At 32.5% G+C, this 20,479-nt stretch carries 21 protein-coding genes and 1 pseudogene; all 22 read left to right on the forward strand.

What is annotated here, in order from left to right:
• The first annotated feature begins 582 nt into the window (after positions 1 to 582).
• The 22 genes and pseudogenes from ACERDH_RS01545 (at position 583) to ACERDH_RS01650 (ending at position 20,478) form a co-directional block, all read left to right on the forward strand.
• Positions 583 to 1,161, forward strand: a complete 579-nt coding sequence (locus ACERDH_RS01545; protein WP_386682230.1) for a sugar transferase — start codon at positions 583 to 585, stop codon at positions 1,159 to 1,161.
• A gap of 186 nt (positions 1,162 to 1,347) precedes the next feature.
• Positions 1,348 to 1,881, forward strand: coding sequence for a YveK family protein (locus tag ACERDH_RS01550; RefSeq protein ID WP_386682232.1), 534 nt, complete (start codon positions 1,348 to 1,350; stop codon positions 1,879 to 1,881).
• A 4-nt stretch (positions 1,882 to 1,885) separates the two neighbouring features.
• A complete protein-coding gene (locus ACERDH_RS01555) occupies positions 1,886 to 2,539 on the forward strand; it encodes a CpsD/CapB family tyrosine-protein kinase (protein ID WP_386682235.1) in 654 nt (217 codons plus the stop codon).
• Positions 2,540 to 2,569: 30 nt separating this feature from the next.
• Entirely contained in the window at positions 2,570 to 3,670 is a 1,101-nt protein-coding gene (locus ACERDH_RS01560) for an EpsG family protein (protein ID WP_386682238.1), read from the forward strand.
• Positions 3,671 to 3,686: 16 nt separating this feature from the next.
• Positions 3,687 to 4,520, forward strand: a complete 834-nt coding sequence (locus ACERDH_RS01565; protein ID WP_386682241.1) for a glycosyltransferase — start codon at positions 3,687 to 3,689, stop codon at positions 4,518 to 4,520.
• Positions 4,517 to 4,915 (forward strand): glycerol-3-phosphate cytidylyltransferase, encoded by a 399-nt coding sequence (gene tagD, locus ACERDH_RS01570; RefSeq protein WP_386682243.1) that lies wholly within the window; start codon positions 4,517 to 4,519, stop codon positions 4,913 to 4,915. Before ACERDH_RS01565 ends, tagD begins: the two co-directional genes overlap by 4 nt.
• 1 nt (position 4,916) lies before the next feature.
• Positions 4,917 to 5,996, forward strand: a complete 1,080-nt coding sequence (locus tag ACERDH_RS01575) for a glycosyltransferase (protein ID WP_386682246.1) — start codon at positions 4,917 to 4,919, stop codon at positions 5,994 to 5,996.
• Positions 5,993 to 7,102, forward strand: coding sequence for a CDP-glycerol glycerophosphotransferase family protein (locus ACERDH_RS01580; protein ID WP_386682248.1), 1,110 nt, complete (start codon positions 5,993 to 5,995; stop codon positions 7,100 to 7,102). The genes ACERDH_RS01575 and ACERDH_RS01580 overlap by 4 nt, the downstream gene beginning before the upstream one ends.
• Positions 7,103 to 7,116: 14 nt before the next feature.
• Positions 7,117 to 8,082, forward strand: coding sequence for a glycosyltransferase family 2 protein (locus tag ACERDH_RS01585; RefSeq protein ID WP_386682251.1), 966 nt, complete (start codon positions 7,117 to 7,119; stop codon positions 8,080 to 8,082).
• Positions 8,083 to 8,121: 39 nt separating this feature from the next.
• The gene (locus tag ACERDH_RS01590) at positions 8,122 to 9,129 is read left to right on the forward strand and encodes a glycosyltransferase family 2 protein (protein WP_386682254.1); all 1,008 of its coding nucleotides are present in this window, start codon (positions 8,122 to 8,124) and stop codon (positions 9,127 to 9,129) included.
• A gap of 55 nt (positions 9,130 to 9,184) precedes the next feature.
• On the forward strand, positions 9,185 to 10,144 hold the full coding sequence (locus tag ACERDH_RS01595) for a glycosyltransferase family 2 protein (protein ID WP_386682279.1): 960 nt from the start codon (positions 9,185 to 9,187) through the stop codon (positions 10,142 to 10,144).
• Positions 10,145 to 10,157: 13 nt separating this feature from the next.
• Positions 10,158 to 11,150: pseudogene (locus ACERDH_RS01600) on the forward strand (glycosyltransferase family 2 protein).
• Positions 11,147 to 12,136, forward strand: coding sequence for a glycosyltransferase family 2 protein (locus tag ACERDH_RS01605; RefSeq protein WP_386682257.1), 990 nt, complete (start codon positions 11,147 to 11,149; stop codon positions 12,134 to 12,136). The pseudogene ACERDH_RS01600 and the gene ACERDH_RS01605 overlap by 4 nt, the downstream one beginning before the upstream one ends.
• 1 nt (position 12,137) lies before the next feature.
• Positions 12,138 to 13,133 (forward strand): glycosyltransferase, encoded by a 996-nt coding sequence (locus tag ACERDH_RS01610; RefSeq protein WP_386682260.1) that lies wholly within the window; start codon positions 12,138 to 12,140, stop codon positions 13,131 to 13,133.
• Positions 13,134 to 13,138: 5 nt separating this feature from the next.
• Positions 13,139 to 14,101 (forward strand): capsular polysaccharide synthesis protein, encoded by a 963-nt coding sequence (locus ACERDH_RS01615; protein WP_386682263.1) that lies wholly within the window; start codon positions 13,139 to 13,141, stop codon positions 14,099 to 14,101.
• A gap of 9 nt (positions 14,102 to 14,110) precedes the next feature.
• Positions 14,111 to 15,643: a lipopolysaccharide biosynthesis protein gene (locus tag ACERDH_RS01620; RefSeq protein ID WP_386682266.1), complete on the forward strand. Its 1,533-nt coding sequence runs from the start codon at positions 14,111 to 14,113 to the stop codon at positions 15,641 to 15,643.
• Between the two features lie 19 nt (positions 15,644 to 15,662).
• Positions 15,663 to 16,772, forward strand: coding sequence for a glycosyltransferase (locus ACERDH_RS01625; RefSeq protein ID WP_386682269.1), 1,110 nt, complete (start codon positions 15,663 to 15,665; stop codon positions 16,770 to 16,772).
• A gap of 493 nt (positions 16,773 to 17,265) precedes the next feature.
• The gene (locus ACERDH_RS01630; protein ID WP_000159607.1) at positions 17,266 to 17,439 is read left to right on the forward strand and encodes a hypothetical protein; all 174 of its coding nucleotides are present in this window, start codon (positions 17,266 to 17,268) and stop codon (positions 17,437 to 17,439) included.
• The gene (locus ACERDH_RS01635; RefSeq protein ID WP_386686643.1) at positions 17,436 to 18,215 is read left to right on the forward strand and encodes a replication initiator protein A; all 780 of its coding nucleotides are present in this window, start codon (positions 17,436 to 17,438) and stop codon (positions 18,213 to 18,215) included. The genes ACERDH_RS01630 and ACERDH_RS01635 overlap by 4 nt, the downstream gene beginning before the upstream one ends.
• A 98-nt stretch (positions 18,216 to 18,313) precedes the next feature.
• Positions 18,314 to 19,672: a DNA (cytosine-5-)-methyltransferase gene (gene dcm / locus ACERDH_RS01640; RefSeq protein WP_386686640.1), complete on the forward strand. Its 1,359-nt coding sequence runs from the start codon at positions 18,314 to 18,316 to the stop codon at positions 19,670 to 19,672.
• Positions 19,656 to 20,105, forward strand: a complete 450-nt coding sequence (locus ACERDH_RS01645; RefSeq protein ID WP_000645882.1) for a hypothetical protein — start codon at positions 19,656 to 19,658, stop codon at positions 20,103 to 20,105. The genes dcm and ACERDH_RS01645 overlap by 17 nt, the downstream gene beginning before the upstream one ends.
• Positions 20,098 to 20,478, forward strand: a complete 381-nt coding sequence (locus ACERDH_RS01650; RefSeq protein ID WP_386686637.1) for a thioredoxin domain-containing protein — start codon at positions 20,098 to 20,100, stop codon at positions 20,476 to 20,478. The genes ACERDH_RS01645 and ACERDH_RS01650 overlap by 8 nt, the downstream gene beginning before the upstream one ends.
• The last annotated feature ends 1 nt before the right edge of the window (position 20,479 follow it).

Genomic DNA, 20,479 nt, shown 5'->3' on the forward strand with positions numbered 1-20,479 from the left:
TATATATGTTTTATTATACTACATAATGTGTAAAATCTATAGATACTTTATGTTACAAGTAGCTAAGATCTAATATTTGTAGTATAATAACATTAGATAATGAGACGCATTAAAGCTTATATTTCTATGTATTTATCATCTAAATATATAGAAATATAAAATAAATTACTATATTTATATGTTGAATTTTATTCTTTTATTTCATCAATTTTTATACTTATATTGTCATGTATGAATTCATTGTTTTTTCGTTTACTCGTGAAAATCTCTGAATATTCTAAATTATTATAAATCTTCAGCTTAAAAGTGACTAGGCGATAATAAATGATTGGTTTCTATTTTCTCATTGTTTTGGTTTAGACGATGGAGTAACTACAAGATAAAAAGTCTAACATCAAATGATGAAAGATTTTTCACATGGAGTTTGGACAATTGTATTTACTGATCATCATCGTAAAAATATGTTTGAAACTCCAGAAAATACTCATCTAATATAGTCTTATAACAAAAAATTGGATTTTTTAAACGCATATAAGATATGTGGAGATTTCTGTGTTTTTTCATAAGAAAGGGGGGAATACAATGACGTATAGAAAAGTTAAAAGGATAGTTTCACTTATTTTTTCAATTTTTTCTTTAGTGTTTATGACCCCTATTTGTCTGATTGCTTGCATTTTTATTGTTTTAGAATCAAGTGGCAATCCCATTTACATGCAAGAAAGAGTTGGTATAAATGGGCAAAAATTCATAATGTACAAACTACGTTCAATGTATATAGATGCAGAAAAAGATGGACATCAATGGGCAATTAAGAACGATCATCGGATTACCAAAGTTGGAAAATTTATACGAAGAACCCGAATTGATGAATTTCCACAAATCATTAATATCATTAAAGGAGAGATGTCTTTTATCGGGCCTCGACCAGAAAGACCAGAATTTGTTAACGAATTTTTAAAGTATATTCCAGATTTTAATGATCGTTTGGCTATTCCTCCAGGAATTACAGGCTGGGCACAAGTGAATGGGGGTTACGATTTAACTCCAAATGAAAAATTAAAATATGACAAATACTATATTGAACATGAAAGTTTTCAATTGGATTCACTTATTTTATTAAAAACTATTAAAGTGATTTTTACTGGACATGGCTCCAGATAATTAAGATTCAACAGTAAGTAGAGGAAAAATATGGCAATTTTCAACAAAAACATCAATAGGATTTTTACTTTGATTAAGAGTAAATTTCTGTTTCTAATCCTTTTTACACTAATAGGGACTGTAGCAGTTGGTCTATATACTGTTTTTATTGTCTCACCTGTTTATAGTCTTCAATCCAAACTCATTATGAAAAATGGTTCCGGGCAAAGTACAGATGCGCAGACAATTGAAGCTCTTAATCTCTTTCAGAGACAAACTAAAACTTATCTAGAAATAGCCGATTTACCTCCTGTTAAAGAGGAGACCAACAAAGCTCTAGACTTATCTCCAGAGGAAATTTCAAAAATCCAGTCTGTTAGATTAACAAATGATTCAGGTTCTCAGCTAGTCACAGTAACCGTAAGAGCTCTCGATAGGGATTTAGCAGAACGTTATATTAAAGAGTATGTCATTCAGTATAAAAAATTTACAGCAGACCGATTGGGACGAGATAATTTGTCAATTGTTACGGAAGCACTAGGAAGTAATGCTCCAGTTTATCCAATCCTTTGGAAGAATCTTCTTGTATCTACTCTAGTATTTTCTTTCATAGGACTTAACATCATCTTCATTAAGTATGTATTGAGTGACTCGATTGATTCTTATGAAGATTTGGAAGAGATTGTTGGGAAACCTGTCCTCGGCATGATTCCAACTATAGAGAAAAAGAAGAGAGGTTAATGCCATGAATATAGAAGTTATCCATAACAGCAAATCTCTTGTAGCTGAGTCCTTTAGAACGTTAAGAAGTAATCTTCAGTTCTCAGAATTCGGTAAAAATATTAAACTTATTGTCGTTACAAGTGCCAATCCTAACGAAGGAAAGAGTGAAGTCAGTATCAATCTTGCTGCCTCTTTGGCTCAACAAGGGAAAAAAGTGATTATCATAGATGCAGATATGCGTAAACCAACCCAACATAAATTAACAGAGGTAAGTAATACCGAGGGTCTCAGCACCTTCTTATTAAAAAGATCTGGTGTAGATTCCATTAATCATTTGACGATAAATGATGTGAATTTAGATGTACTGACTTCAGGACCTGTTCCGCCTAATCCATCTGAGATGTTAGCTAGTTCTTCGATGGATGAAACACTTAAAGCATTTGAGGATTTTTATGACTATGTCATTATTGATACACCTCCCTTGCTAGCAGCAACCGATGCCCAAGTTTTAGCCAGTATTGCAGATGCCACCCTTCTTGTTGTAGATATAAAGACATCAAAACGACGACAAATAATAGAAGCAAAACGACGTTTAGATCATGTTGGAGCTAGACTACTTGGTGTGATAATGAATAAAATTGATTCACATAAAGATACCTATTATTACTATTACTAAACTAACTATTTGAAAGGCAGGAGAGAAAAAATGACAATCTATCTTTTAATGTTCGTCTACATCTCTTTCCTTGCCTTTTTCTCATTGAAATATGAGGATAAAGCAAAAGAGTTAGGTTTCCTTGTTCTTCCGACTTTTTTCTTTTTTTTAATCATTGCGGGTTCTCGTACTTCTAGCGTCGGAGGAGACTTAGTAACTTATATCCATATTTTTGAATCTAATCATTTACAACTTCCGGATTTATCAAATCTATTTCGTTCTCGATTTGAACTTGGTTATTTAGTAAGTAATATTTTTCTAAGAAACTTTAGTGAGCACTATCCATTTTTATTATTTTCCTATGCCTTTATAACTTTAATTGCCTGGTTTCTTGTGCTTTATAAGCATTCTAAAAATGTTTACATAAGTTTACTGATTTACTTCAGCTCGTTAGGACTCTTTTTTTATTCCTTATCAAATATCAGACAAGGTCTAGCAATCGCTTTAAGTTTTTTAGGATTTCACTACTTAGTAAAAAACAAGAAGATTTTAGCATCAATATTTATCTTACTAACTCCCTTATTTCATACATCTGGTATCGTCTGCCTCTTGTTTTTCCCCCTTAAAAAAATCGTTTTAAACAAAAGAGCATACCAATTTGTGTTCCTTGTATTTCTTATTCTCTTTCCTTTCATCAAACAAATTGCCACTACCTTTATTTCTTTCTTTCCTCAGTATACTTCCTATCTGGAATCATCATGGTTTTTGGAAAGCAATAAATGGGCACCCGTATTTTTAACAATTTGGTATGGTCTAGTTCTGGTCTTTGGAGAAGTAGTGATTAGAAAACAGAAATTATCGACTGAAGAAGAATTTATAAGAAGTCTATTTTTTATCTCCTTTTTATTTACCGCGTCAACTTTGCAAACAAGTCTTTTTGGCAGATTTGCACACTATTTTACCCCCTTTATTTGCCTATATATCCCCATGATTTTATCTAAAATAGGTGAAAAAAAAGTTCAGTGGATTTTATTTTATTTGGTGATATTGGTTTATGCTTCAATCTTTCTAGTCATTGTTTACTTTAAAACTGACTGGTACCATGTCGTTCCCTACCGTTCAGTTATTGTAGATTGGTTATTTGGAAATTAGGTTTAGGAGTTATAAAATGAAATTTTCAGTTTTAACTACAGTCTATAAAAAAGAGACTCCTACAAATTTAAGGAAAAGTTTACTAAGTTCTTATCAGCAGACCCTTAAACCGACAGAAATCATTTTAGTTTGTGATGGCGAATTGACAGAAGAGTTATATAGAGAAATCCAAAAGTTACAGAGAGAAATTCCGATTTTAAATGTTTTACATTTACCTGAAAACTTAGGCTCAGGACCAGCCTCTCTCTTTGGAGTTAATCAATGTCAAACAGAATTCATTGCAAGAATGGACAGTGATGACTATTCTCTAGAAACAAGGTTTGAGAAGCAATTAGCAGCCTTTGAAAAAAATCCCAATCTCATCATGGTTGGTTCCAATATCCTAGAGAAAAATACAGAATTTACCGCCTTAAAGAAAGTACCAGAAACTACAGTCGAAATTCGTCAATATTCGAAAATGAGAAATCCCTTTAATAATCCATCGAGTATGATGAAAAAAGAGTATATCTTGAAGGCTGGTAATTATCGTAAATTCCGTTACCTAGAGGATTATGATCTCACAATGAGATTGTTACATGATAATCAAACTAAGGATTTTTTAAATATCCAGGAACCTTTAGTAGTCATGCAGACAAACGATTCTAGCTATCTGAGGAGAGGTGGTTTCTTGTATGTAAAGACTGACTTTATGCTCCAATTAGATTTTTATCGCAGAAGAGATATTACTCTAGTAGAATTTCTTAGAAATATTTTCCTTCGTAATGCGATTCGAATTCTTCCGAATTCAATTAGGAAATGGGTCTATAAGAAAAAAATGAGAGAAGATGTAGAGGTGGTTAGGAAGATATGAAAAGAGTCATTACATACGGAACATTTGATTTATTGCATTACGGTCATATTAATCTTTTAAAAAGGGCAAAATCCTTAGGAGATTATCTCATAGTTGGACTTTCTACCAATGAGTTCAATAGACTGGAAAAAAATAAAGAATGTTATTTTGATTACGAGAAAAGAAAATCTCTATTAGAGGCTATCAGATATGTGGATCTCGTTATACCAGAAGAAAATTGGGATCAAAAAATCTCAGACATAGAAAAGTATCATGCTGATGTGTTTGTTATTGGAGATGATTGGCAGGGAAAATTTGATTATTTAACTGATTTTGGAATAGAGGTTGTTTACCTGTCACGAACAAAAGAAATTTCAACAACTAAGATAAAGAATGATTTGAATCAAGGGAACTAGGATGAAATATCAGGTCATACATGTAACAGGTGGTGTAAGGAATACCATGAGTGGGGTACAAAGTTTTATCAAAAACCATATCCCAAATAATGATCAAGAGTTTGAATATATGGTTGGCGAGTCAAATGGAGACGCTCATTTCCCATTTAATCAATACCTAGATGAAAAAGAAATCAAACGTATTGTATTCCCTGCCCTAAAGATGTCTAAACTATTTGCCTATGCGATTGAGTGCCGACAATTTTATGAAACTAATAAAATTGATATTCTCCATGTCCATAATCCTATAACTGCTTTTATACATAATTACTATGCTCGAAAAAATGGTGTTCCAGTTAGGATTTACCACAATCATAGTAGCCAATTTTCAGATACTTGGTTGAAAAGTATTCGCAATCGATTTTTGGTCTTTTTAGCCTTAAAAAATGCGACCCATCGGATCTCTTGTGGTCAATTAGCTGGACTGAAGATATTTGGAAAGAAATCCTTTCAAATCCTTCCAAATGCAATTGACATCAATAGATATCAGTTTTCTCCTACTTTTCGAGAAGAAATTCGCAAAGAGTTTCATATAGCTGAACATCAAAAAGTAGTAGGGATGATTGGTATTTTAAATCCTTTCAAAAACCAGAGCTTTTTGATTGAAATTGCCAAAGAATTACCTGACGTTACCTTTTTCTTTGTTGGTGATGGTCCAGATCGTGACATTTTAGAAGAAAACAGCAAGGAATTGAAGAATATCATCTTCACAGGAAAAAGAGAAGATGTTCATAAGTTTTATTCAGCATTTGATATTTTTGCCTTTCCGTCTTTGTATGAAGGATTTCCAATCGTGCTGGTAGAGGCTCAGTGTTCTGGAGTCAATATTATCATGAATGAAACAATTGATCCAACAACTCAAATAGTTGGCGAACTCTGTACAGCTATGCCACTAGATAAGGCTAAATGGGTAAACTATATAGAAAAGGCGCCTTTCAAGGAGAAGCAACGACAGCTGAATGAACACCTAAAGAAGTTTGATATTGAAGAAAATGTTCAAAATTTAAAAGAAATTTATAAGCAAGGTTTAAAAAGAGAATGATCAACTATTTAAAACCCTTACTGTTCAAAGTAAGTGATTTTACTTATAAAATAAATAAAATGATTCCCAAGAAAAGGAACAGAATTGTTCTGTATTCTAACTGGGGGTTTAGAGATAATCTTAGAACACTCTATCACTATTTAGTGGATAATAACTACCAAGAAGCATATGAAATCGTTTGTGCTTCTAATGATTTTTATCATTTAAATAAAGAAAATGATGTAAAATATGTTTCTATTTATCGAGGTTTCTTTTATTTTTTAACATCTAAATATTTTTTCTATTCATTTGGCAAGTATCCTATAAAGCCTGCTCCAAATCAGATGGTTGTCAATTTGTGGCATGGAATGCCCTTGAAAAAAATTGGGAATCTTGAAGTTGGAATGGAAAAAATTGACTATAATTTCTTTACAAAATTAGTCTCCTCTTCAGAATTATTTACTCCAATCATGAAAGCAGCCTTTAATGCTAAAGGTGAGCAGATGCTTCTTGTTGGAAATATTCGAAATGATGAGCTCTTTAAAGAGAAAAAAGAGAAGAAAATCATCTGGATGCCAACATACCGCAATTCTAAAAATTATCATGATAGCCAAGCAGCATTGATATTTTCTTTAGAAGAAGAGGACTTTCAAAACATTGAAGAACTACTCTCAAATCATGGGTATGAACTTTACATTAAACTCCATCCTCTTGAGGAGTCTCAGTTGAAATTTGAAATGAATTCTTCGACGATTCATTTATTGACAGAAGATATCATTAGTGAGCAGTATGGAACTTTATATACCTTTTTGGGCACAACCAGTGCATTGATTACAGATTATTCTTCAGTATTTTTAGATTATTATTTATTAAATAGGTCAGTTGCATTTACCATTAATGATTATGAGGAATACAAGGAAAAAAGAGGTTTTGTGTTTGAAGATGTGAAGAATTTAATGGTGGGAAGTGTCATTCGTGATTCGCATGACTTATTAGAATTCCTAGAGAGTGTCATGAAGTCTGAAGATCCTTATATTGACGAACGAAAAAAAGTTAATAACAAGGTTAATGCCATTCAAAAAGATTTTACAAAGACACTTTTGAATGAAATTGGATTAAGGAAATAAGGTTAGGATAAAGAATGATTAGTGTAATCGTACCCGTTTATAATGTAGAAACTTATCTGGAAGAATGTTTAGACAGCATTCAAAACCAAACCTACACAGACTTTGAAGTCCTTTTAGTCAATGATGGTTCAACAGATGGATCAAAAACTATTTGTGAACGTTATTGTAAAGAGAATCGTCGCTTTCACTTGTTGAATCAAGAAAATCAAGGATTGAGCGCTGCACGAAATACTGGTGTAGCAGCTTCAAGAGGAGAGTTTATTGTATTTGTGGATAGTGATGACATGATTCTAGCGAACTATTTAGAAACCTTAATGCACTATATGCGTGAAGACGTAGATATTGTGGAAAGTCAGTTTACCGTATCTAACGAGGAATTTCTTGCTAAAAGTTTTAAAGAACCAAGTATTCTATTCGAAGGGAACTCTCAAGAAGCAGTAAAAATTTTCCCTAAACATGTTTTAAATGTTAATGCAGTTACAAAACTTTATAGAAGATCAATTGTTGAAGCTGTTCCTTATATAGATGGGGTGATTTTTGAAGATGTTTATTGTGGAATTGGAATGTTAAAATATATTCGAAAAATCATTAAGATTGATTATAAAGGTTATTATTATCGACAACATCAAGCTAGTATCATGCATCGAACCTTTACTCCTAAAAATTTAGATATCTTTACAGTCAGTGACCAATTAATAGACTTGTATTCTGATAGGGAAGAACTTCTTCCTTACATTGGCAGCTTCCTAGTTCATGTAGCAACCATGCATTATCAAGACTATATCCAAAAAGGAAATCCATATGCAGATGTCTATAATCAGAAATTAGCCGACTATGTAACTATCACCAAGAAAAATCCTGAGCTTGCAAAAAGTTCGCGTATGATTCGCCTCTATAATATTTGTCCAAAATATTATAATTCGATCATTTTCCCTGTTTATCATTTTTTGTGGAAACTAAAAAATGGAATTAGAAAGTAAATTCAGATGAATAAAAATGAATGAGAAGGAAGCTGTTTTATGATTAGCTTAATCGTTCCAGTTTATAACGTGGAAGAATATCTGGAAGAATGTCTAGAAAGTATTCGAAAGCAAACCTATCAAGATATAGAAGTCATTTTAGTCAATGATGGTTCAACGGACAGCTCAAAAGAGATTTGTGAACGATTTTGCCAGGTAGATAGTCGCTTTAGATTGATTAATCAAGAAAACCAAGGACAAAGTGTCGCAAGAAATCGCGGTGTTAAAGAATCTGTTGGGCAATATATTATGTTTGTGGATAGTGATGATGTGATCAATACAAACGTGTTAGAAGTACTACTTCCTTACATGAAGACGGATGTAGATATCGTAGAATGTAGAATGACAAGAAATAAAGAAGACTTCTTTCTTAATAGGACTTCTACAATTGTATTCGAAGGAAACGCTAAAGAAGCAATTCTTAATTGTATTGAGTTTAAAGAAGTGAAGTTTTGTCCCGTTACAAAATTATATACAAGAGAAATTGTTGAAAAGATTCCATTTTTAGAAGGATATATTTACGAAGATGTTTTTACAGGAATCAATTATCTAAAGCATATTCGAAAAATAGTAGTTGTTGATTATATTGGTTATTATTACCGTGTTCGTGCAAATAGTACTATGACGAAATCCTTTAATGAAAAAGATTTAGATATTTTTAAAGTGGGAAATCAGTTAATTGATTCCTTTAAAGATGATGAAAATATGCTTCCCTATATTGGTTATTTTATGTTTTATCTTGGTCATGGACACTATTTAAAAGATGGGATAAACAAGAAGAGTCCTTACGTTGATTTATATGAAGATTTTATTCGAAACGCTGCTTTTATAGCAAAGCAATCCAAGGAAGTTGTTCGAAAATATCGTTTATTGCGACTGTACTTACTTGCTCCAAAATATTATACAACGATTACTCATCCCATTTATACAAGTATACAAAAGATTTGGATATCTAGTAAAAAAGTAATGAAGCATCTAAACGATAAATTAGATAGAGGAAAAAATTGATTACCTGAATATATAGGGGAATACATTAAATTTTAAAGGTGATGTCTGAATGAAAATGATTAGCATAATAGTTCCAGTTTATAATGTGGAAAATTATCTAGAAGAATGCTTAGAAAGTATTCGAAAGCAAACCTATCAAGATATAGAAGTCATTTTAGTCAATGATGGTTCTACAGATGACTCTCAAGCTATTTGTGAGCATTTTTGCCAAACAGATAATCGTTTCCGATTGATCAATCAAAAAAATCAAGGTCAAAGTGTAGCAAGAAATCATGGCGTAAAAGAATCTATTGGTGAATATATAATGTTTGTCGATAGTGATGATGTTGTAAGTCTTGGTCTGTTAGAACAACTAATGAAGTATATGTCTAATGGGATTGATATTGTAGAATGTGATAGAACTGAGGCTATTCAATGTTTAAATGAAGAAAAAAAAGATATTCTTGTTAAAGAATTTGATTCAAATGAAGCATTATACCAATGTTTTAATCATGGAGTAAGTTGGAGCCCTGTCGCAAAACTCTATCGCCGTAAAATAGTGGAGAAAGTTCCGTTTTTAGAAAATTTAATTTATGAAGATTTTTATACTGGAATCGTCTCTTTAAAATATATTCATAAAATGAGAAAAATTGACTATATTGGTTATTATTATCGATATCATACTTCTAGTACAATGAATCAGACATATTCAGAAAAGAATCTTGATATTTTTAAAGTTGGCGAAAAATTATTAGAGGAATTTAGAGAAGATAATTGGTTACCTTATGTAGGGAATATGTTATTTTTAGTCGGTATTGGTCATTTTAAAAAGTATAACATAAGAGTTGGACATCCATATTATCAGTTATATGTTGATGCAATTGATAACTATTTTGAAATAGCTAAGAAATCATCAGATATTTTCAATTCTAGTAAATTATTAAGATGGTATAGCTATTCACCAAAATATTTTTTAAGTTTATATTATCCGTTGTATTTAAGATATTTAGAAATTCGAAAAAAATGGAAAATTTAATAGGAGCCTATTTATGATTAGTGTCATTGTTCCTGTCTATAACGTTGAAGACTATCTTGAAGAATGTTTAGAGAGTATTCAATGTCAAACTTATACCGATATAGAAGTGATTCTAGTCAATGATGGTTCAAGAGATGGATCAAAAGAAATTTGCGAGAGATATTGTAGGCTGGACAGTCGTTTTCACTTAATCAATCAAGAAAACTAGGGGCAAAGTGCTGCAAGAAATCATGGAGTTAGTGTTTCAACAGGTGAATTGATCACCTTTGTGGATAGTGATGATGTCCTATCAAGCAAATATTTAGATATTTTGAATCGTTACATGACAGAAGACATTGATTTGGTAGAATGTCATTATAGAGCCACTAGAAGTGTTTTTGATAAATTAAAGGAAGCGGAAAATATTCAAGTTGAGTTTGAGGGAAATTCAGAAGAAGCTGTTATAAAGAGTTGTAATTACGGTTTGTCTTATTCTCCAGTCTGTAAATTATATCGAAGAAAGTTATTAGAAGATTTTCCATTTTTAACGGGAGTGATTTATGAAGATATTTATCACGGTGTAGGATTATTGAAATTTATCCGTAAAATAGTTCGGATTGATTATGTAGGATACTATTATCGAGAACATTCAAACAGTACCATGAGAAGACAATTTTCTGAGAAAAATCTAGATTTGTTTACTTGTTGTGATAAACTAGTGGATTTGTTTGCTTTAGATGAAACATCAATGCCTTATATTGGAAAGTTTTTAGTTCAAATAGTAACGACTCATCATAAGGATTTTATCGAAAAGAACAATCCCTACCAAAATTTATATGAAGAAAAATTAAAAGAATACATAAAACTTGTAGAAAAATCTCCAGAAGTGGCAAGAAGTAGTAAAATGGTTAAACTGTATCGACTTGCACCAAAATTCTATTTACGCTATACTTTCCCAATTGTGAATAGAATATGGAGAAAGATGCATAGTTTAAAAGAACTTATTTATAAAGGAAAACAACAATGAAATTCAACAAATTGATTAGTGTCATTGTACCTGTTTATAATGTTGAAGAGTATCTGAAAGAATGTTTAGATAGTATTCAATGTCAAACTTATAACAATATTGAAGTGATTTTAGTCAATGATGGTTCAACAGATGCTTCAAAAGAAATTTGTGAGAGATATTGTAGGCTGGACAGTCGCTTTCACTTAATCAATCAAGCAAATAAAGGATTAAGTGGCGCTCGTAATCGTGGTATGACTGAATCTAAAGGCGAATTTATCACTTTTGTAGACAGTGATGATGTCATTAAAGACGATATGTTGGAGCAATTATTAAAGCACATGACTTCAGAAGAAGTGGACATCGTAGAATGTTGGTATACAAATGATCAAAAAGAAATAGAAATCCCTTCTCCCGAGAATGTCAAAATTATTTTTCAAGGAAATGCTAAAGAAGCTTTAGTCTCTTTATGTGAAGATAATATTGTCCGTTTGAATGCAGTCGCTAAACTGTTTAGAAGAGAAGTGATTCTCAATTTTCCATTTTTAGAAGGTCTATTTTATGAAGATGTATATGGAGGAATGGGAATCTTAAAACAGATTCATAAAATGGTGAAAATTGATTATACAGGATATTATTATCGCGTGCGTTCTGGTAGTATTATGAATCGCGAATTTAATTTGAAAAATTTGGATTTGTTTACTATTTGTGATAAAGTGGAACAACTATATGAAGGAAATGCTGACTTACTCCCATATGTACAGCGTCGCTTATTCCATTTAGTTTTGATGCACGTTGTCGACTATCGCATATTTGAAGGAAATCCCTATCAAGAAAAATATGTCGAGTATCTGAATCGTTACGCTAAAAGTTCAAGTCAATCATTATTAATGCGAGCATATCGATTATTCCCTAAAAAGATTGTCTTTATTTCAAGAGTTGTTGGAGCCATTCAATGGAGATTCGAAAAATATATTGTAAAAAGATTTTGGAGAGGGTTGAAGTAGTATGAATTATTACTTAAAAGAATTTTACGCAGAAGCCAAACATGCAGGATCTAAGGCAAGATTAGATGCTGAAAAAATAATGGTAGAAGCAGGATATCAACCTTTTTCCCTAAATAATGATTCAAATCCCATCACTTTGACAAAAAATGATGTGTTAGTTCTTCAATTTCCGTTATTATGGCATACCTTAAAAAAACAAATTTTTACGAGATTTTTGAAAAATAGAACATTCAAAGCTTATTTGCTGATTCACGATATCGAGTCCCTGAGAAATAAAAAAATCAAGTCATTTACAGATTTCAAATATTCAATTATCCATTTTTTACAAAATAAAACAGTACTGGAAAAAGTAGATGGTATTATTGCTCATAATGATAAGATGAAAGCAGAACTGGTACGATTAGGAATACCGGAAGAGAAGATTGTTTCCTTAGAGATATTTGATTATTTGATTTCAAATTATGAAGAGAAGAAAACTTATGAGAAAAATACGGTTATAGTTGCTGGAAATTTTGATATTCGAAAAACAAAATATGCAAGACAATTACCTGAAAGTCCTGAATTTTCTATTTATGGGATTAATTTTGAAGAGGAGAATCTTCCTTCAAACGTTCATTATAATGGTGCTTTTTCTCCGGATGAACTACCTCATCACCTTCAAGGTGGTTTTGGCTTAGTCTGGGACGGAGATAGCCCGCATACTTGTAGTGGGATGTATGGAGAATATTTAAAGATGAATAACCCGCATAAAGCTTCTCTATATTTAGCATCTGGTTTTCCAATCATCGTATGGAGTCAATCTGCTTTAGCGGATTTTGTAAGAAAAAACCATTGTGGAATACTTGTTGATTCATTATTTGAAATTGCAGATTGTTTAAACTCGATTGATGAAGAAGATTTTCAAGAGCTGATTAAAAATAGTAAAATAGTAGGAGAGAAACTTCGTAACGGACATTTTCTAAAAACAGCTTTAGAAAAATGTGAAAGGAACTTGTAGAGTTTATGAAACTACAAATCTTACAAAATAAAATGGCTCGCTATTGTCAAATTTTAAAATATTATGGCCTTAAACTAACATGTGTTTACTTTCTTGCACAAAAATCTGACAAGATGTTTTATGATTTTCGAAGAAAGATTCTTTTGGATTTTGTACTGAAATTACGAAAAGAAGCTCAAATAGATGATTCGAGTGATGAAAAAGAAGAAGAAACAACAGAATTTCCGAAAATGATTTGGACAATGTGGCAACAAGGAGAAGCTCAAATACCTGAGACGGTCCAGGCTTCAATGAAGACCATAAAAGACTTCGCCAAAAGAAATGACTGTAAATTCTATTTGTTGACAGATGAAAATCTGGCGGATTTCATCAATATTCCATCAGACATCACCGACAAATACAAGAAAAAAGAATTATCAGCTGCGCATTATTCAGATATTATTCGTTTTAGTCTCTTATATAAATACGGTGGAATTTGGATGGATGCAACCTTATTTGTATCTCCCTATACAACTTTAGAAATGTTTGAAGGTGATTTCTTTACTCTGAATCATCCACCTATAGAAACAAATCAAATGGAACGAACTGTTGGTGACTTTAAATGGTCAGGTTTTTTCCTGGCAGGACAAAAAGGAGGATCTCATTTCAAACATATTCGAGATTTATATCTTTACTATGTTCGTAAATATCCAGTCTTTATTCATTACCTGATGATGGATTATTTTATTTTGTCCGAATATGAATCAAATCATGAATTTAAAGAATTAGTGGATAGATTACCTATTCTAGCACCAGCTGAGCGTGTTTGGTTTTTAAGAGACCATGCCCATGATCTTTTTGATGAACAAGAATGGGAAAGGTTATTAAAAACAACTCCCATTATGAAAACAACTTATAAAATTAATAAAGATGCGTTAATCCCAGGAAGTTATCTTTATAAACTCTTCCATGGAGAATTAAATGAATAGAGGAATTGCATGAAAAGAAGTAGAACAGAATTTGCCACATTAAATACAAGTATTGCTCTTGTATTGCAACCTTTTCAAGTACTTCTTGGCTTTATCAATCGAACTATTTTTATCCATTTACTTGGGGTAACCTATCTAGGATTAAACAATTATTTGTCTAGCTTAGTTTCTATCCTGTCTTTGGCAGAATTAGGGGTTGCTGGAGCCATGAGCTATGCACTATATGGACCCTTAGACAGAGAAGAACATGGAAAAATCAATGCCTTTATGATTCTTTTCAAAAAATTATATAGAATCATTGGCTTTTCTATTTTTATACTGGGTGCTATACTTTCTTTATTTCTTCCTTATATGATAAAGGATTATACGGTAAATAGTGAATTATATTTGATTTTTTTCCTCTTTGTATTTAATTCTGCTTCAAGCTATTTTTTCTCCTATAAACGAACCTTACTTTATGTCGATCAGCGTAATTATGTGATGACTTTGATTGACTTTGGATTAAATACGCTTCGCGTATGCTTGCAAATCGGAATTTTATTCTTTACCAAAAATTATATCTTTTATCTATTAATCAGTATCATCATGAATTTTATAGGAAATATCATCATGTCGCGGATTGTAGATAGATTGTATGGTTACTTGTTTAAGAATGACATAACACCCATTAATCAGGAGGAAAAAGGAAAATTTATCCGAAATATCAAAGGCAATATAGTCGGTAGCATTGGAGAAACGATTGTTTTTCAAACAGATAGTATTCTAATGGCAAGTTTTGTTAGCTTAGCAGCTATAGGTATTTATGGGAATTATACCTATGTTTTAGGATTTCTTTCACTGATTTTAAATACTGTGATTAATTCAGTTGTTTCTTCCGTAGGTAACTTAGTCCATTCGGAATCTACGACAGTAGCAGATATGGTTAAATTCCTAAAAAAATTCCAGTTTATTACTTTTAGCCTGATTTATTTTGCTAGCTTAGGTTATTTAATGTTCATTCATCCATTTATGACTATCTGGTTAGGTGAGAGTTTTTCATTTAATTATACGATTGAGATTTTGATCGTCCTTCATTTTTTCCTAACTTTTTATAGAAGACCGATTCTAACGTTGATTTCAGTTTATGGCTTAAGTTATGAGCAAAATAAAAAAGTTATCGTCGAGATTTTATTAAATATTTCCCTTTCACTCTACTTTTTAGCGATTTTAGATTTAGGAGTATCTGGAATTTTATTGGGTACGATTTGTTCAACAGTCTTGACCTGTACATGGTATGAACCATATAGCGCCTTTAAGTATGGATTGAAAGCTTCCTCTAAGGACTTTTTTAAAACATTGTTACAAGATTTCACTGTCGCAGGGATGAGCTTCCTACTTTTGAGTTTACTGGATAACTACCTCTTAACTCAGCTAGATTTCATTCTCAGTTTGGCAATCAAAATCGTCCTTTATTTGACAGTATTGGGTGTCTACGTTTTCCTATTTAGAAATCATGAAGGCGGTAGACAAATTATCCTGATGATTCAAAAAGTATTAAAGTGAAAAAAATAAGGAGAAATCAATGAAAAGAATATTGGTTTGTGGTCTGGTTCCAGATGTTGGTGGCTTGGAAAAAATTGTTCTAGATTTTTATAACCATATTGATACCTCTGAATTTGAACTGGAATTTTTACTACAAGGTCCTGAAGATGTTGAATTTAGTAATCATTTTAAGAAGCTTTGTCACAATCCTCTCATCGTTCATAGAATCCCTAAGTTAAGACCTCATATTAAACAGGCATTAATGGAATGGGATGATTTTTTTAAGAAAAATGCTCATCGTTATGATATTTTATGGTCCAATCAAAATGGATTAACTCATCTAGAATTTTTAAAATTAGCAAAGAAATATGGGATAGAAAAAAGAATTGTTCATGGACATTGTGCGACAGCAGATAAATTTTATCGCTTTATTCATCCAGTCAATCGTCTTTTTGTCGGAAAATATGCGACAGATTTTTGGGCATGTGGAATAGAAGCGTTGAACCATTTTTATCATGGCCAAGAGCGAGAAAAAGCTTTAGTGATTCATAATGCCATTGAGGTAGAAAAGTTCCTATATAATGAAAAAAAGAAAATTCAACTTCGAAAGGAATATCATATTCCAGAAGATTGTTTAGTCGTAGGACAAGTTTCTCGTTTATATGAAAAACAAAAAAATCAAAGTTTTTGTGTGAAGGTTTTTTCTGAAATCGTCAAAAAAGAACCGAATTCTCGTCTAGTATTTATCGGAAGAGGAGACACTGAGTTTTTAGAAAATGTGGCAAAAGAATATGGAGTAGCAGACAAAGTCATCTTTACAGGCTTGACCACTAATGTCGGAAAAATGCTAAATCTTCTAGATGTTTTCTTCTTCCCATCTCATTTTGAGGGCTTGCCAATTGTACTTATTGAAGCGCAAGCAAATGGATTACCTGTTGTAACAGCAAATCATCTACCAGATGCAAGAATACTGGACAATTATGATAACAGCCTGTCTTTGCAGGATTCTCTTGAAGATTGGGCGGATAAGATTTTATCAGTCAGAGATCATCGAGAGCTTGATACAGAAAAGGTGAAACAGCTGATCGAACAAAACGGCTACGAGATTGACTCAGCAACCAAACAGTTGGAAAAATTATTTGATGAGTAATAAAAAGTTGATGGAGAGGACAAACATGTCTTCTCTAATTTTTTTATTATGATTTAATAGTTTGAACACTAATTAATCCAGAAGCAAAAGCGGACAAAATAAAGAAGTCATGATATAATATAAAGTAGATTTCTATGTTATCAAATAAGAACTGTTTGGACATTATTCATTTGAAAACTCCTTGATGTTCAAACAATAGGGGCTCTAAACCCTTGCTATGAAAGGAAAAAAACTCAATGGCTACTATTCAATGGTTGGTCTAGAAGATTTAAAATAATAAAACATTGTGAAGTAGAATAAATGCTTGAAACCCTTGAAATTCAAGGGTTTTTGTGAGTACAGATTTTTATTTTTCACATTGTTATAAGTGCTTGATTGAGCAATAATCATCAATAAAAACATTTTTTTGGTGTTGAGTTTGGTGTTCAAATATTTATTATGTTACGGAAAGGAATTTCACAATCTTTCCGTTTTTTTATTTTCAGGAGGAAAAATGACAAAAGAATTACAATCATCACGCTATATTGTCATTTCATTTTTAGTACGTGAAATGGGAATTGACATTGTTGAAGCCATCTCTCTTATGGCTGAATTAGAAAAAAGCGGCTTGGTTCGATTGGAATCAAGTGGAGATTTAATACTCAAAGAACTTGGAGGAGCGCTATGAAACGAATTACCGCAAATCAATACCAAACTTCAGAACGATATTACAAATTACCTAAAATTCTTTTTGAGGATGAAAAATATATGGATATGAAACTAGAAGTAAAGGTGGCTTATTCTATTTTAAAAGATCGTTTAGAATTATCTCTCAGTCGTGGTTGGATAGATGAAGAAGGAGCGGTTTATTTAGTATTTTCTAATTCTAACCTGATGAAGCTATTAGGTTGTTCGAAGTCAAAATTACTGTCCATCAAAAAAATTCTTAAAGAATATGACTTGATTGATGAAGTTCAACAGTCTTCAAGTGAGAAAGGGAGACTAGCTAATAAGATTTATTTAGGAGAGTTGTCTTCTACCCCAGTAGCTAGTTCGAACAGGCCTAGTGTTAAAAAAAGACTAGGGCAGGATGAAAATGAAACGGCCCCCGTCTCTTATTCAGCCCCTAGTGAGACTGAAGTTAGTGAGACTAAATATAGTGAGACTGAATCTTTATTTATTGAGGATGAGGAAGAAAGGAATTCTCAACCTATTTTGAGAAGAAAAGTCGAAAAGGTCACAAAATATGATCGAGATTATATTTGGGGATTGGTACAAGATCAATTTAGACGAGAAGGTTTTTCTGAAACAGCTAGTGAAATTGCTATGACTGATTTTGAAAGAATCTATCAATATGCTCTTGACAATGTTCGCTTTGTTAGACGCGCGGAAGTACTTGCTGAATTTGTGTTTAACGGCTTGTATTCTGTTTGGAATAACCGTGTTAGAAAAGGAGGTGGTTAAATGTCGCCAATCGAGTGGATATTAGTTATGCTCATTGTCATTTCAAGTGGTGTGACTATTTGGACATTGATAGTCGATCAGGAAGGGGTGATAAAGAAATGAAATTTATTGATTTATTTTCAGGTATCGGTGGTTTTCGACTAGGAATGGAAAGTGTCGGACACGAGTGTATTGGATTCTGTGAGATTGATAAATTTGCTAGAGAATCTTATAAGTCCATTTTTCAAACGGAAGGAGAAATCGAATTTCATGACATACGAGATGTTTCAGATGACGAATTTAAAAAACTTAGAGGGAAAGTCGATGTCATCTGTGGGGGATTCCCTTGTCAAGCATTTTCAATCGCAGGAAGACGATTGGGATTTGAAGATACTAGAGGAACTTTGTTCTTTGAAATTGCTCGGGCGGCCAAACAAATCCAACCACGTTTTCTTTTTCTTGAAAATGTTAAAGGCCTACTCAATCACGATAAGGGACGGACGTTCACTACAATCCTTACCACACTTGATGAGTTGGGGTTTGATGTTGAGTGGCAGGTGCTTAACAGTAAGGATTTTGGCGTTCCCCAAAATAGAGAAAGGGTATTTATTATCGGACATTCTAGAAAGAAAGGTACCAGACTCTTATTTCCTTTCAGACGAGAAGGTCAAGCAACTAACTCTGAGACTTTAAAAACACTAGGGAATTTGAATCCATCAAAAAGTGGCATGAGCGGTAAAGTGTATTATTCAGAAGGTCTTGCGCCAACCTTAGTTCGTGGAAAAGGAGAAGGATTTAAAGTTGCGGTTCCTTGTATGACTCCAGATAGATTAGAAAAAAGACAAAATTGTAGACGTTTTAAGGATAATCAAGAGCCAATGTTTACTTTAAATACACAGGATCGCCATGGTATTGTCGTTGTTGGAGATTTACCCACTAGCTTTAAGGAAACTGGTCGCGTCTATGGAAGTGAGGGCTTATCTCCAACACTGACTACAATGCAAGGTGGAGATAAAATCCCTAAAATACTGATTCCAGAACCAATCCAATTTCTAAAAGTTCGGGAGGCAACTAAAAAAGGATATGCTCAAGCAGAGATTGGAGATTCAATCAATTTAGAAAGACCAAGTTCTCAGTATCGGCGTGGTAGAGTTGGAAAAAGTATAGCTAATACCTTGACAACTAGTGGTCAAATGGGAGTAGTAGTGGCTAGCTATGAAGGAGAAGATAAACAAGTTTATCATGTAGCCGGTGTCTTAATAGATGGACAATTTTACCGTTTGAGAATACGACGAATCACTCCTAAAGAGTGTTTTCGCTTGCAGGGCTTTCCTGATTGGGCTTTTGAAGCTGCTAGAAAAGTCTCTAGTAATAGTCAGCTTTATAAACAAGCTGGTAATAGTGTAACCGTTCCTGTGATTGCCGCAATCGCAAAGAAATTAAAAGAAGTAGAGGAAAAAGATGAAAGCATTAAATAAAGAATCAATACTAGATTGTGATGAATTAGAAACAGAATTACATGACGCAGAAATCAAACAGCTGGATGAACAAATATTTTTGATGCCCAATTATCCATGTGAGTTTGAAGTGACATTTTTAGATGATTACCATAAAAAACACAACTACCCCCTATTTTACGAATCCTATCTTCAAAACATTATGGAATTCCTTGAAAGTCAGGATATAAAGAACGGAGCTGATGCCTTTGTAGATGATCATCAAAATCTTGTTTTTGTTTTATATGGACAAGGCTATCGAGCCGAGGGAAAAGAGGGAATACTTACAACCCAAGTCACTGTAAAAGCTTATGATGAAGACAAGAAACCGATTAACTTCGCAAATTTATTAGATTCCTTAATCGTCTCAGAATATCAAATGGAACCGAATCTTTGGGAGGTCTCCCATGATTGATCTCTATCTAAGTAAAAATAGCCAAAGAAATCAACTTCTTTTAGACTTCTTCCAAAACTATGGCATTGAGGTATCTTGTCATTCAGTTTCTGAAATGACAAGGGATAAATTAATTGAGATGATGAGCTATTCTTCAGATTGTTTCGAGTTTTTATCTCCAAATTTATTACGTTTTAAGAATCGAGATAACCTAAAATTAACAGATTTCATCGAAATGATATTAAAAAATCCTGAACTAACCATCAGACTTCCTCTTGCGGTTTCAAATAAGCGAGTTTATCCAAATCTGAATCTGGAGGAGGCTAGAGCTTTATTGCCAAGAGATACGAAACAATTGATTTACATGGCACAAACACATTATTTATCAAGTTAAA

This window comes from Streptococcus bovismuti (genome assembly GCF_042436615.2).
In the GTDB taxonomy this organism is placed as follows: Bacteria; Bacillota; Bacilli; order Lactobacillales; family Streptococcaceae; genus Streptococcus.